A 15,048-nucleotide genomic window follows, 5' to 3' on the forward strand; every position below is an offset into this window, starting at 1 on the left:
CAATGACTAACTCTGACAGCATAGTCTTTTCCTGACGTTCACTGCCTGTTTTGTTTCTAGTAAATGAAATGAATGAGGAATGACATAAATGAGGATAGTTGTGTGAGTAGACATCAACCCCCCGTTATTTTGAGCATTGCAGGATCAGACAGTGGTGCTGGTGCAGGGGTTCAAGCGGATTTAAAAGCGATCAGTGCTACGGGAGGCTATGCTTGTACAGTATTAACAGCGGTCACGGCGCAAAATACGTGTGGTGTATTAGATGTATTTCCTATTTCATCGAACCACGTTGCCAAACAGCTTGATGCGATATTTACTGATTTTTCGGTCAGGGCTGTTAAAACTGGGATGTTATTGAATACAGACATTATTAAAACAGTAGCCGCTAAACTTTGCGAATATAACCCGAAATGGGTTGTGGTTGATCCTGTGCTTGCATCTACGAGTGGTAAAACGCTGCTACAAAAAGATGCTATTAATACGATGTTGGATGTGCTTGTTCCTTTAGCGGATGTGGTGACGCCTAATTTGATTGAGGCAAATATCCTTATTGGTGAGGAGAAAAATGATTATTTAGATGAACATCAACCCAAACTGATTAAAAAGTTGCAGAGTTTAAACTCGAAAGCAGTGCTATTGAAAGGTGGGCATTCATCTGATCAAGAAAATTGCACTGATGTTCTGATTTTACCTAATAAAACTAAAACTTATTCTACACCAAGAATTATTACATCGAATACTCATGGTACAGGGTGTACGCTATCTGCCGCATTGGCCAGCTATTTGGGGCAGGGTTTGGTGTTGGAAGAGGCTGTTGAAAGAAGTAAGTGTTATTTGACTGGTGCATTGAAATCTGCTTCATCTTGGCGACTTGGTCAAGGCTATGGTCCGGTAAATCACTTTTTTAAAAATATTGGTTCATGAGTACCACTGTATAATGGAAGAATTATTGATTCACATGCGTTGATTATATGAGTAACCTCGATTTTTCAACGTATTTCAGTTAATCTACACGCCGATTTTCCTTTTCAGTAGTCGGTGAGTAGTATGCAGTTTGCCGTTGATAAGGTGTATTGTATTAGCCTTAAGGAACGTACAGATAGGCAGGAAATAGCTAAACAGAATCTGAGTGTTTTAGAAAATCCTGTTGAATTCTGGTTAGTTGAAAAAGATAAAGAAAATCCGGAGCGAGGGTGCTATAACTCGCACCGCGATATTGCCCGCTATGCCCTTGCCCAAGGTTATCAGCGCGTTTTGATTTTTGAAGATGATATTGTCTTTCATAAGCAACCATCATCAAGACAACTTAAACGTATTAATAATTTTTTATGCTCAAATCAAGGTGATGTGTTTTATTTAGGGGGGTTTTTAGGGCGTCTTTGGTTAACGTATCGTCCCAATATTGCAAGATGTAAGCTGTTTTGTACCCATTCTTATATTTTACAAAGAAGTGGTTTGGAAAAACTGGCTGCTATTGAATATCACCACGAGCCTATTGATATTATTTATAAGCGTGAGTTTGATTCTTATTCAGCATTTCCTATGCTTACCTCACAATTGCCTTATTCAGTGGTGGCAAGTGATATTGCCAGTCACCGTAAGGAAAAAGATAACGCTGACTTTACCGATGAACACTGGCAGTGGAATCAGCGTTATCAATATTGGTCAGCATTAAAAAATATTAAATATACTTTGTTGAACCGCCCGAGTTACTGGAAGCGAAACCGACAAAGAAAAGGTGATAAGCCTATCATTGCAGTAACAGACTGAGGGATCGAGTAAGAAGAAGTTCATACTGCACTTGAATGACAGTGTATTTTGCTTTTATCTGGCAGCTTTGATTATTACTGGCTATGGTTACTATCATAACGGTTGGAAATAGTATTATGGGTACCTGTAGCTAAGGGTGCTAAACCATGGAAGGTAAGTAAGGTGAAAGGAAATGCCTGATTCACTTCAAAGTATGACGCAGTGGGCTACACAAACTCATACGTCGTCAGCTGGGGGAGCTACCAATGCTCAGCTTCAACAGCGAGCACGTACGCTATATGATACCCACTCTCCAGGTTCTACTCAGCTGAGTCAACCACAGCAGATGAATCATTTGCTTTCACTGCAACAGCTTCATGCTGACCCCACTGTTCCTGTACAGGTTTACCCACAAGGAAATCGAGGAGAGTCACCCGCTCAGTATATGTTGAGGCGAGGGTTTCGAAGAGCGGCTCACAAATTTTCTTATCGTATTATGCCACTTACTGGGCCTATTAATAGTCGAGCACGCATAACCTTAAACATTAACCCTCAACGGTCTCAACAAGTATCTCAGGCTATGGCTAGAGAGTTGGTATCTAACCGGAGCGTTCGCCAGACCAAAATGATGGGGCCAGATCGTTTAGGTCAAAGAACCGATGATGCCATTATGTATATGCGTCATCATAGCTTTCGTACTGCACAAAGAACTGCTCGCCGTATATCTCAGCGTGTTAATGATCCGACAGCTTTTGTACAACATACACCTTATGGTATGGAGCCTATTCCAGGTATGCCGGGTATGTCGTATTCTGAAGCACACCCGGCATTAAGTAGTAGTCATGGCACAGCACGTAAGCAGATTATTGCTAATGCAGTTGAATCGTTTCGTACGCTAGGTGGACATAGAGATACAGACCAGGAAAATATGGCTGGGCATATTGGTTATCATGCTTATCGAATGGGCTTTAATCCCAATGCCCCAGCCTTTGTCGTCAAGCGTTCTCACAAACGGCTATTACAGAGCATTCGTGATTATCCGACACAGAAGCGTAATGCAAATATTGCAAGAATTACAGGTACCTCAACACTAAGAGCTGATGCCTTTGCGCAACGAGTACTGAGGGCTCATGGCCTAAGGTAACGGTAAAGCAACTATCTGACTTATTTATTCATAGCCATAGGCTCATTAACCCAGCGTGTTTCTCCATCCAGCATTTCTAAAATGATAGGCTGGGTATTACATAAATCTGCAATAACCTCTGCGAGTGAGTATGAGTGTGTTGTAATAAAAAGTTGTGAGTATTTAGCCGCATGACTAATGAGTAAAGTCAAAGCAGGCAACAAATCAGGGTGAAGTGTAGTTTCAGGTTCATTTAAGGCGAGCAGGCTGGGAGGTCTTGGACTCAGTAATGCTGCTGTTAGGCATAAAAACCTTAATGTGCCATCAGATAGCTCTCGGGCTTCAAAGGGACGGCGTATACCATCTTTCTGTAAGTAAATGGCAAATCGGCCATGATTAGGTTCAATCAGCAGCCTTGAATCAGGAAAAGCTGTTTCAATAATTTCATGTAAAGTGGATTCATCTCCCGTTTCGATGATAGTTTGCAAAGCAGCCGCTAAATCATTGCCATTATGACTGAGTACGGGGGTCAGTGTACCAACTTGAGGTTGACGAACAGCCGCAGGGGGGCCTGTATCAAAATAGTGATAAAAGCGCCATTGTAATAACAGTTCACGAAGTGTGAAAAGTTCTGGATATAAATGGGGTTCCTGTAGCTGTGATAATACTGACTCACTCGGTAACAAGGTCACGGGATATTCATAACGTTTTCTATCAGCATGCGTTAGCCACACTGATGTAGACTTTCTTGCTAATAGTGTGTTGCTTTGACGCCGCTTTTCTTTAAGCCAAACATATTCCTCTCTAAATGCAGGGTCAAATTCAAAGCAGGTATTGGCCGGGGTTTTAGGGGTTAGTCCGGCATGTAACTCATAACTCAGCTCTTCAAATGAAACGGCAAGCTTAATTCTTCGAAGTGTTCGCTTTGTATCATTGTGTCGTTTTTCTCCAGCCCAAAGTGCTAATGGCATACCACCTTCATAGATAATGGACTGAGCAAACTCTCCTTTAGCAGCTTTTGATAATAAGAGTAAAGCTCGGTATAAGTTTGTCTTACCACACCCATTAGGACCCACCAATACGTTCACTGGGTGCAGCGGCAGTGAAAGCTCACGAATAGAACGGTAGCCTTCTATATGTATCTGTTTGATCATCAGCTTAGCGTTAATGACTACATCAAATTCGAGAAGATGCTCTTTAGCTTAGCACTGAATAAGCAACTGGGCTTGACCTATATGTGGCACATAAGTTTTAAGGTGGCGTGGAAGAGAGGCGTACGTATTAAGGAACGTAACGCTACCAATACACCAGTACGTTAGTAGGAGTCCTTTGACATGAAAGCAAGCCAGTTAGCAAAACGGGTAGGTGTTACTACGGAGACAGTCCGATTTTATACTCGGCAAGGATTGTTGTGGCCACATCGTGATCCTGCAAATGGTTACCATGTATACAATGAAGAAGATAAACGGCAGTTACACTTTATCTTGAAGGCAAGGACATTGGGTTTCAGTTTGAAAGAAATAAAGCAAATATTACAACATGCTGAGCAAGGTGATTCACCATGCCCTATGGTGAGGGATTTATTAGCTCAGCATATCCCTCAAGTTAAACAACAAATAGCCGAGTTAAGTGGATTACTTGTCCGTATGGAAACGGCGCTGGATCAGTGGAGGGACTTACCTGATGGTGTGCCTAGTGGTGATTCCGTTTGCCAGTTGATTGATCATTGGCACCAGGAGGGGTGAGTGTTTGTTTCGCGGTTGTTCAACTATAGTGATTATTGTGCGTGACGATTGTGTTTGCTTGTTAAAAATCAATATAAGTGGAAATGAAGAAGGCCCAGGAAGGCAATCATGTTGGTCAATGTTATCACTTTATTATTATGGGTGAAAAAAAAGTTAACGACTCTTCTATGTTGCAGTAAACCTATTTCGCTTTTCGTGGTTGCTATACAACTCTCGGGATGTAATACGAGCGAGTCATTTTTTGATAAGAATAGTATTGAAGAGCCAAAGACCCCTCTGGCTATTGGGGTGATGACAGGAGAACAATATAGTAACTTTTGTAATTTTATGCTGGAAAACGATGCAAATTATTTTAACCCGAGACAGCCACAAACATGGAAATTTATTTTTACGCGCTTTGCCAATGGTTCAGAAGCCAAAATGGTGATTAATGGTCGATTAAGGACTTTGCAATTAGCTGAAATTCGGGATCAGTTTGAAAAATTTACTGTAAGGGATGAGCCAACGATAAGTGTTGAATTGATAAAAACGAAATCTGGTAACGCCTTAAATTATATGGAATATCATGGTCAATTAACGGTACGCCAGTTTTCAGGGCAGCTTACATTTGAAATTGTAGGGTCATGTCATGTTTAATGGGTTATTTTCAGTGATATGTTTATGCAGCAGAGGTCAGTTAAGACCTCATGCTGGGGCTAAAAATTGAATTAAAAACGTGAATAGTTGGACGCGTTTAACTGGACTACAGAGGATGTCTAATTAAATCTTCATTGAGTTGTTCTTGCTTATCATCTGGCTGAGCAGAATGTCGTAACATAACGGAAGGTACTTTAGGTTCAACACCTGTCCAGTGTTTTAACATTGCAAAGGCTTTTTTCTGATCTTCTTCATTGACCGTTAAAACATTGGTGCCATGATTCCCATCCTTAACCCAAAAAGTATGAGTGCTCCGTTTAGTTGAGTTAGGTAAAAAGAAAGCACCTGCTGACCATGGGTCAATATCACCATAAAAAAGCATCAGGTTGCTACTTTTTAATACAACGAAATTGGCGATATCCCACATGGCGCGATGGTCAAATGGTTGAGTAGGCCACTTTGAGACATAAGGGCGATAATCATTAGGGTCATATTGAAGTAAGTCTAATAAATGACGTGTGAGGAGACGTGGGTAACCAAATTGTGTAATGGCCTGATAAAAGTATGGCTCGTATGTTTCCCGTCCGATATCACTTAAGAAATAAAGTGGTCCCCATTCGGTCATAAAATTAAAGAGGTCGGTGTCAGAGGCATCAGTTGCGGGTATATCTTTACAGTAAGCAATATCACCGTACTGCCAGAATTGAAAATACAGTTCGCCTACCGTCATATCCAGAACTTGGTCTAATCCGCCTTGCAGACTAAAATTAATCCCTTTTTCATTGCTGTAACGTTGAATATAGACTTTCATTATGTCACGTCGTTTTAGTAGCTCCCGCTGATAGTTTTTTAATGCTGTACGACAGCTAGCAGGTCCAACCTGTTGTTGGAATGTGACATACCGAGGATCAAGACGTCCAAAACTTTGTGGTGCTACATTAGCTACCGTACCATCAACATCGTCAGGGTAAAAACGACGATGATAAATGGCAGTCATTCCACCTTTACTACTGCCTCGAGAAACCCATTTTCCTGTATAAAAAGGACGTATGGCTGAAACTATTCGATGGTGGTCTGCAGCGGCTTGTTTAATCGTCAGATATTGCCAGTCTTTCGGTTCGGGGGTGGAGTCTGCAAAAAAACGATGTTCTATTTTCAATTGGTTGGCATTGAGTATTTGCGTTAAATTATATTGATATGTGTTGACGGCAATAGTGTAGCCATTGGTGGCTAAGACCATGGGCGCACTTTTATCTCGATGAAGTAAAACCATCCGCTGTTTAAAACTACCTAGCCAAGGACGATCATGGTCAATAGGTTGACTATACCGTATTAAAATATATCGATAACCAGATGGAGGATTATCGAGCTCTTCGGCTTCCATACCAGGTATGCCCTGTAAATAGCTCAATATATCGATATTTTCAGTGTGACTGGCGAGGTGGGATTGCGCTGAACTCCAGGTAGAAACAATTAGCGTCAAGTAGAGGAGAAATAGGCGTATTATTATTCTATTTGTAAGCATTGAGTGAGTTACCTTAATCCATGGTAAAGAATGGTTTATTGGAATAATTATTTGTTTTATTGCGAAAACAATAGTTACGGGTAGTAGATTCCCAAAAATATAATTTTAATGCAAGGACAACACTTGTTGTCCTTGCAGGTATTCGTTGAGTCTAAGGGAAGCTTTCTCGATTGGGTATCATTAGTATCCGAAGACTACCTTATTGTACCCAGTAGCGTGCTGACCAGCCCTTGTCACTGACAATATCATCGCTGGTAAAGTGAATTAATAAACTACCACTTTGGCTGGAAATTGATGCGGGTAGAGAAGAACCATGATATTGACCAATCATTGGCGCTGCAGTTGTACTGCCATCATAGATGGTGACAAAGTCATGGCTTCTTTCTGTATTAAAGGATTGAAATTGTAGTGTTAACTGACCAGTTGCATTAGGTTGAATAATAAATTTACAGTCACTGTTAACAGGATAATTCCATTGTTGGCTGCCGTCGCTGACTTCTCCTTGGTTTGCGGTAAGATACTGGGTATTTTGGCAAAAAGGAATATGATTCAACGTGGTGCGAGGTGCAGCCCTCACAAAAGCCATACGTTGATTAAAATTATAATTACCGCGTGGTGCTGGTGATGTTAGCTGAAAATAACCATTCATATTACCACCCCAACCCCAATTCATATGAAAGTAGTTATTGCCATCATAACCATCGACAACCCAGGCATGACCATCTCTACCACTTAACCCTGTTAAAATGACGACACGTCTTGCCTGAAGCTCTTGAATGATTAAGTCTTGCCAGGCTTGAAGGTTGTCAAACTGACTCACATACTCAAAACCATGGGTAATGTAGTTAAAGTGTTTTTCTAAGGCATTGGGAATAAAGCGCATAGGGGCTAAAGAGACTTTTGAACCATACAGTGTTTTTACAGCAGTGCCGCTGTGGAACATAAGGGTTGCAAGCGCGTTATTTGCGGCTAAGGGCTGATCAGGCATATCATTCCACTGATAATAGGTGGAGCTGTAATCTGTTGAGATAGTTTCTTGATCAGGGTAAGCGTAACTATTGAAACTATAACCATGTTCAGGGTAGTTATGGTATTTCAAAAATTGTGCAATAGCTGTAGCCACACAGCCTGTCAGGGATTCATTGGGGACTAAGTCATTATAAAACCCATTTTGTGACCAACGTGTGGTTGTTAAGGGTGCAACTGCCGTATTTGTTCGTGAGGATCGATTACTAATAGCATTGCGGAAAGGTGACTTTGTGGTAGGCGGAGTATAATCAGCAAGCCAATTCATTAATGGAGAGTGACTCTCCAAATAATTCATTTCCCCATGAGAATTACTGTAAGCTAAAACTGGATTACGCTGTTGTTGTGCAGCGATAATTACGAAGCCATGACGATTTATTTGGAAAATATAGGCTTTCGCTTTGTTATTTTTATCATACTTCGTTTGTTCATGTGTAATCGTTGCGCTATCAGTTGAATATTTGTTTTTAAAAAACTGGGTGGCAAGTGTTTGAGCTTTAGAATGAGTGATATCTGCCGAAAAAGCAGTGGATGTAACAGAAAATAAAATACAACTCGTTAATGTGGTAATAGGATAAGTGTTCTTTGCTTTTTTCGTAAATCTGATTGGTATTAATTTGAACATAATGCCTTTCCTTGGAAGATACATCATAAGTGATGAATGATGTATTGAATGAGTACATTAACTACAACGAATAGGTACTCATGTACTTTTTAAATAAATATTAACAACATAAATGTATCAAATGGTATTAATAAAATCATCAAAAATGATGAGTTAGATATTTTGAAAATAATGTTAGGAGGGGAGGCAAATTGCTAATAAAATTACCCTGAAAAACGACTAATGGTGAGAAGAGAATAATGTAAAGTCGCTAGAAAAGGGACAGTGCATACCTGATAAAGAACATAACAGATATGCACTGAAGTATTAACGAAAAAATTATTCGTCATCAAACAGTTCTAAACGCCAACTGTTTAGTGTTCCGGTATACCGTGAAAATACATCTTTTACATTCAGGTGCCAAATGCCTCCTTGCTGTAAGTTGTCTAATTTAATTTCATAGCGAGCCTTCAGATCTCGTTGACCTTCTTGAGACATGTATTGTTTTAGTAAAAAGCGTTGTCCGTTAGGTGGAATTAGGCTGATGGCAATATCACCAATATCGGGGTGCGTAATATCAACCGTTATTCTGGCACGAATAACGGTATTACCTAAACCCACTTTTATATCGCTATTAACCCCTTCAAAATCTCGGTCAGGTATATCAACCGTTGTATTATTCGTGTAGTCAATAACCCGCATTTCATAACTACCTTGAAGAGACACCTGCTGAAAACCTTCGCGGCCATAAAGCATCACGTAGTAGGTGCCTGCTTTAGGTTGGTCAATTTGACAGAGTTCATCATTTGCATTTTTGAATGGACGACAGTCCCACATGAAGCGGGTTGGTTTATTTTTATGTCGCATATAAAGATCGACGTTTCCTGAGCCTCCCCAAACTTTAAATGTCAAATTATGCATGCCAAAAGGAACAGGCATTTGGAAAAATAAAGCGTGTGCTTTGTCTGCGGACAAATCTGAGACAGTTTGTTTATGTTCTATTTTTATGATGGGGTCATTAGGGGACTGGCAACTGGCATTTACACCAACTTGAGCAAATGCTGATTCGACATCATCTGCATTAAGCTTAAGGTCTTTAGCAGCTTGAACAACCCCACAGCCTGCTTCATTGAACTGAGATTCAGGCCGCCAATAAATTTGGTTTGCCAACATAAAGGGAGTGAAGGCTTTCTTGATATCCCAGCCTGGTGTGGTGGCTAACAAATAAAATGCTTTATTAAAAACGCCCGAGATAAAATGAACATCCAAGCCCCAGGTATAATCATCTGCATGGTCAATGGAGCGACCATCAAGTGTGGGATCTGCAAAATAACGTAAGGCACCTGTCGTCTTAGTAATGGTGCTGCCAACCATCCAGTCATTTTTCTTACTGAGATAGTATTCTGCAACTTCACCTGCAATATCGGAGTAAGATTCGTTAATCCCACCAGGCTGCTTTCGGTATATTAAATTTGAATGCTGTTCAGTAAAACCATGTGCTACTTCATGAGAAACGACATCAAGACTGACTAAAGGATAAAACGATTGGTAGCCATCACCAAATGTGACATTGCGTCCATCCCAAAAGGCATTTTCATAATATCGGCGGTAATGAACCTGTATAGTTAAGCGCATTTGCAAAGGAATAATGTTAAACCACTTTTCATACATAGTGAGGATCGTTGTACCAAAAAAGTGGGCATCATTGAGTGGTGAAAATGCGCCGTTTATAGCCTTATAAGTATTGTTTGCACAGGGGAATTGGTGAACCTTGCCACGCGTTGTATTATGGTTAAGGTCAACGGTGTCAATATAGGGACCTGTCATACGACAGTCGTCACTAACAGTTAAGTAATCATAATCAGTGCCATAATGGTAAATACCTGTTTTTTCATTACCTCCTGGACCTGTTGCTTGGCGAGTGGTTAATCCTTGCCAATAATCAATAATCGTTTTATCGTGTGCATCAATAATATAGTACGGTCGTTTTGGTTTTGTGGTGTGAGCCATAAACGATACAATGTAAACGAGCCGTGCTTTTCCTCGTGTATCAAGATAGATGTATAGGTCTACTTTTTTATTAGTAATAAGAGGGCGGTTTATTTCATCTGTTGAAGTATATAGGGGCGACAGTATATGAGGGATTTTTTCTGCCTCAAATGCAATATTTAATGCCTGTAATGCTGAAAGCGAAGGCTTTATCGATTGAATATCGGATTGAATATCTCTTAGCAAAAAGCCTGAGATATTCAGTAGTTGGTGCTGATGATTGAAACTTGCAACGAGATTTGAGTTCCACACTGGAACGCCTTGATAGTACTGTTGGTAACGATGCTTAATGAGCTGTTTACTTACATTAACCTTAGTGATTAGTTGTAAGCTTTCTGATCGTGTTAAATGGGCTAATGTTGTAAGTGAGTGAGTGGAAGCTGGTTTGGTTGTTGGAATGAATTCCATTGTTGCGCTGTGTGCATAAAAACTGAACGATAGTGCATAAAAATAGAGTGAGTTATATGTGATTTGTTTTATTTTGTTGATAGCACAGGAATGGGGCTGTACACGATTAAATAGCATGTATTTTGTCTCCCTGACAGGTAGTGTCCATGTGCTAAAAAATGTAGACCTGTATTTTTGAGTTGCCAAATAACAAAAGTGGCTTATGGTTCGCGATATTGTAAATGTATATTAATAGCTATTAGTTGTTAGCATTAACTTAAAATGTGCATGTGCTGTATTATTTGCACTTAAATAAAGTTCCATAAAACAATGAGTATAAATAATTTGAGTAAGTCAATTCCTTACTGTCCGCTATGCACAGCAACAGGTTTGCAGCTGTATCACCAAGATAAGTATCGGGCTTACATGCAATGTGCTACGTGTAATTTTATTTTTGTTCCTGCTTCTTACCATTTAACAACTGAGGAAGAAAAGCAAATCTATGATCAACACCAGAATGACATTTACGATCAAGGTTATCGCCGTTTTTTGTCAAGAGTAATGGATCCCTTGCTACTCAAATTAGCGGTTAGTGCTAAAGGACTTGATTTTGGTTGTGGGCCAGGACCCGCATTAGCAGCCATGCTGGAGGAAAAAGGATTTTTGGTTAACAAATATGATTTATTTTATTACCCTGATAAGTCAGTGCTTAATCAGAATTATGATTTTATTATTGCAACCGAAGTTATCGAACATTTAGCTGATCCGTTATTTTATTTTAAACAATGGCTAGCACTGTTAAAGCCAGGAGGATGGCTAGGTTTGATGACAAAACTTGTGACAAATCAGCGAGATTTTGCAAATTGGCATTATATTCGGGATTTAACGCATATCTCCTTTTTTAGCCCTCAAGTTTTTGAGTACCTGAGTCACTATTATCCAATTGAGTTTGAAATTGTTGGGAATGATGTAATCCTCATTCAAAAGCAATAGGTCCCATTTTGAAATAAGATTAACTGCTCTCAAATGTCTATAGTTGGTACTATGGTTTTTTATTAATGATAAAAATAATTTTTTATTTGAACTCATTGTGTGAGAAACGCTTTAACTGATACCTATATCACTTGTAAAGTGTGAATTATTTTTTTCTGTGGCAATGTGAAAAAGTAATCATATATTATCCCTTCAACTTAAATCTGCTTATTTTTTGTGCAACCATTCCCATTGGTTAAGAAACGTTCATCACAAAAGTTCTTGTTGATGGATCGAGATAATTAAAACAATAAGCCCAGTCAGTATATGGCATGCGGAATGGACGGATTTCTAGCATGGAGCCATAGGGCTTTATATATGCAGAGGCAGTTGCATGAAAATTAGAGACTTATTTTCAGATAAGGCTGTTAAAACACTATGTCTTGTCAGTGGAATAACAGCAAGTATGGCAGGGTGGACTATAGCAAAAGCGGACAGTGTCAAGCTTACACTGCCGTTACCTCAGTCCAGTAGTGGGCAGTATCAAGCGGCAATGGCTTATGATATGCCACAATTGGATGAACTGACCCCTTCTGTGAATAGTGCTGAAGCCACTGATCAAACGCCTATGCCGGATAAGCCTAATCGTCAGTTGCGAGAAGGCGAGTTAGTGGTATTGGGTTTAGATGCAAAGGGCGCTATCTTAAATCGCACAGTCGTGACTGATCCTCGTTTTATTAGAGCTGAAATTTTTAATCCTCATACAAAAGAAATTGAATACTCCGATGCTTTAAAACATATGGTGAGTGAACTTGATGTAGTAGTTAAAGCTGATGCGCAGCTAGTAAAAGTTCAGATTCTGGAGCCTCAGTTTGATGTTCATGGTGTCCACTTAAATGAGCTGGCAATATATGATGTATCAACGCAAACTGACACAGAAGCCCCTTTTGATGCGCCTATCGCGCAGGGAGACAGCCAGTATTATCCGAAAACAACTATTTTAAATAATGGCAGTGCTGCTCAACGAGTCGACTTAGTATTATTGGGTGATGGTTATACTCAAGCGGATCAAAATAAATGGATAAGTGATGCTCAGAAAATAGTCGATGGTTTTTTTAAAAAAGAGCCTTTTAAACGTTATAAAGGTGCTTTTAATGTCCATCGTATTGATGTAACCAGTGCTGAGTCTGGTGTTGATCATCCTGAAAAAGGTCTTTATAAAAATACGACTTTAAACTCAAAGTATGCCTGTGCAGGGGTGCAGCGACTTATTTGTGCTGACACAGCAGCGGTAAACGGTATCTTAAATAAAACGGTTAATAGTAACGAACGAGATATTGTTTTGGTTGTCGTGAATGACGATGAGTATGGTGGTTCTGGTGGTTCTATTGCAGTTATCTCGACAGATACCGCAGCCGTTGATCTTGCCTTACATGAGATTGGTCACTCGTTTGGTAAGCTAGCTGATGAATATGATTATCAGAGCGAACGGTGTAGTTATTCTGAACCTGTAGAACGGAATGTGACCTCGAAATATAGTCGTAGTCAAATTAAGTGGGCATCTTATATTAATAATAGTGTTCAACTGCCGACTTATAACGCTTTGACTGAAGGCGCAGTAGGTCTATTTGAAGGTGGACGCTACTGTAAAAGTGGCATTTATCGACCCACGAAAGACTCTATGATGCGTTCTTTAGGAAAGCCTTTCTATAAGGTGAATGAACAAATTTTGGTTGATCGCATTAAAGAGTTTGCGCCAGGGTTCGTCCCAGGAACAACAACGTCCACTAAGCCGACGACACCGACTACAACCACTAGTAACAATTATCAAGCGATTATTACTGAGAGTAACAAAAATCTGTGTTTGGATATTCGTGGAGAACAAGCAAGAGCGGGTGCTTTTGTTATTGTACAAACGTGTCAAAGTAAGAATAGCCAAGCATGGGCAGTATTTAACGATGGGACACTACGTCCTAAGCAATCATCTTCACTGTGTTTAGATGCAAACCCTCAACAGTTGGCTCGACTGAATCAATGTAATAACAGTGCTAGCCAACGTTGGCAAGTCAGCGGTAAGTTTATTCAGAACACAGGAACAAGCGATGCGGTGTTGGATGTTTTCTACTCATACCCATACGGTAATGGTGCTTATGTAGGTATCTGGCCTAAGCATGGCTACTTCAATCAGCAGTGGAGTATGAGTAAACAAGGCGTGACGACGGTTAATAAAAAGCAGTGCAGCGGTCAATATAACAAAATCACGCAAAGCCGAGATGAACTGCAAGCTTGTACTCCTATGACAGGACTTGCGTCAACCTGGTCTAACTGGTATTGGGTTCGTATACCTAATAATGCCTCTATTACTCAATTAGAAATTACTGTTCGAGGTGGCAGCGGTGATGCAAACTTGTTTGTAAACCATAGTAGCAAGGGTTGGCCGAATGGCTACAACAGTGACTTCCGTTCAGTTAACAAAGGTAATAATGAACGTATTGTCATTGCTAATCCGCAAAGAGGTAGTGATTACTTTATTCAGATACAAGCAGAAACACCTTATAAAGGCCTAACGTTAGAAGTAACAATGTAGTTTATAAAAAAACGCAAACCGCAATGCTCAACTGGCTAGCCAGTTGAGCATTTTTTTATGCTAAAAATAAAACTAAAGCAATAAAATTTTTACTAAATATGAATAAATGGCACAGTGGTTTCCTGATGCTTACGTTATGAAATTTTAATTTAGCTTGAACTGTTCGAAAATCTATCAAACGTTTAGATGGTGATAGTTTGAACAAAGTTAATGAATCATCACCAGTGTACTCATAGCACTAACAACGAGAAGTGAAGTTTTTCATTATGTTGAAAAAGTGAGTCATCATGTAATTGTAAGAGATATACTAATGAAGAGATTAAATAATATACAACATATGTTATATAAAGTTTGGGTAAATATAGGTAAAAAGTGATTGCTAATCATACATGAAGTGACGTTGGTTAACTAAACTTAATGAACCTGGATCAGCTGAGTAAGTTTCCGTAATAGGTGCTTATTGTTTGATTTTTCGAGTATTCTAAATTAAATTTCAATAAATAAATCAATGTAAACTCTTTTGATGGGGTGGGTGAAAATTAGACAAAGTAGTGCTGTTGAATATTCTCTGTACGAATAGATGAATAAAATAACAATCATTTCTGTATTTGAATTTGTTGCAAATAAGTTATAATGTACATATAA

General features: G+C 39.5%; 11 protein-coding genes. 7 read left to right on the forward strand and 4 right to left on the reverse strand.

What is annotated here, in order from left to right:
* Positions 1–102: 102 nt before the first annotated feature.
* The 3 genes from thiD to ACQ96U_RS05030 all read left to right on the forward strand — a co-directional run bounded on the left by thiD (position 103) and on the right by ACQ96U_RS05030 (position 2,893).
* Entirely contained in the window at positions 103–924 is an 822-nt protein-coding gene (gene thiD, locus ACQ96U_RS05020) for a bifunctional hydroxymethylpyrimidine kinase/phosphomethylpyrimidine kinase (protein ID WP_431720148.1), read from the forward strand.
* A gap of 123 nt (positions 925–1,047) precedes the next feature.
* Positions 1,048–1,770, forward strand: coding sequence for a glycosyltransferase family 25 protein (locus ACQ96U_RS05025; protein ID WP_431720149.1), 723 nt, complete (start codon positions 1,048–1,050; stop codon positions 1,768–1,770).
* A 172-nt stretch (positions 1,771–1,942) separates the two neighbouring features.
* On the forward strand, positions 1,943–2,893 hold the full coding sequence (locus ACQ96U_RS05030) for a T3SS effector HopA1 family protein (protein WP_431720150.1): 951 nt from the start codon (positions 1,943–1,945) through the stop codon (positions 2,891–2,893).
* A 20-nt stretch (positions 2,894–2,913) separates the two neighbouring features.
* Here ACQ96U_RS05030 and ACQ96U_RS05035 read toward each other — a convergent pair whose 3' ends face one another.
* A complete protein-coding gene (locus ACQ96U_RS05035; protein ID WP_431720151.1) occupies positions 2,914–4,026 on the reverse strand; it encodes an AAA family ATPase in 1,113 nt (370 codons plus the stop codon).
* Between the two features lie 180 nt (positions 4,027–4,206).
* Between ACQ96U_RS05035 and ACQ96U_RS05040 the strand changes: the two genes are divergently transcribed.
* Together ACQ96U_RS05040 and ACQ96U_RS05045 are read left to right on the forward strand one after the other, a co-directional pair.
* On the forward strand, positions 4,207–4,617 hold the full coding sequence (locus tag ACQ96U_RS05040; RefSeq protein ID WP_431720152.1) for a MerR family transcriptional regulator: 411 nt from the start codon (positions 4,207–4,209) through the stop codon (positions 4,615–4,617).
* Positions 4,618–4,725: 108 nt separating this feature from the next.
* Complete coding sequence (locus tag ACQ96U_RS05045; protein WP_431720153.1) at positions 4,726–5,253, forward strand: hypothetical protein; 528 nt, start codon at positions 4,726–4,728, stop codon at positions 5,251–5,253.
* 106 nt (positions 5,254–5,359) lie between these two features.
* Here the strand turns inward: ACQ96U_RS05045 and ACQ96U_RS05050 are convergent, their stop codons facing one another.
* The 3 genes from ACQ96U_RS05050 to ACQ96U_RS05060 form a co-directional block, all read right to left on the reverse strand.
* Positions 5,360–6,778: a S28 family serine protease gene (locus tag ACQ96U_RS05050; RefSeq protein ID WP_431720154.1), complete on the reverse strand. Its 1,419-nt coding sequence runs from the start codon at positions 6,776–6,778 to the stop codon at positions 5,360–5,362.
* A gap of 199 nt (positions 6,779–6,977) precedes the next feature.
* Positions 6,978–8,429 (reverse strand): C10 family peptidase, encoded by a 1,452-nt coding sequence (locus ACQ96U_RS05055; RefSeq protein WP_431720155.1) that lies wholly within the window; start codon positions 8,427–8,429, stop codon positions 6,978–6,980.
* A gap of 318 nt (positions 8,430–8,747) precedes the next feature.
* A complete protein-coding gene (locus ACQ96U_RS05060) occupies positions 8,748–10,982 on the reverse strand; it encodes a M4 family metallopeptidase (protein ID WP_431720156.1) in 2,235 nt (744 codons plus the stop codon).
* A 207-nt stretch (positions 10,983–11,189) separates the two neighbouring features.
* Here ACQ96U_RS05060 and ACQ96U_RS05065 point away from each other — a divergent pair, with 207 nt between their 5' ends.
* On the forward strand, positions 11,190–11,837 hold the full coding sequence (locus tag ACQ96U_RS05065) for a class I SAM-dependent methyltransferase (RefSeq protein WP_431720157.1): 648 nt from the start codon (positions 11,190–11,192) through the stop codon (positions 11,835–11,837).
* Positions 11,838–12,210: 373 nt separating this feature from the next.
* Complete coding sequence (locus ACQ96U_RS05070) at positions 12,211–14,403, forward strand: M64 family metallopeptidase (protein WP_431720158.1); 2,193 nt, start codon at positions 12,211–12,213, stop codon at positions 14,401–14,403.
* The last annotated feature ends 645 nt before the right edge of the window (positions 14,404–15,048 follow it).

The organism is Zooshikella sp. RANM57 (assembly GCF_050749885.1).
Classification (GTDB): Bacteria; Pseudomonadota; Gammaproteobacteria; order Pseudomonadales; family Zooshikellaceae; genus Zooshikella.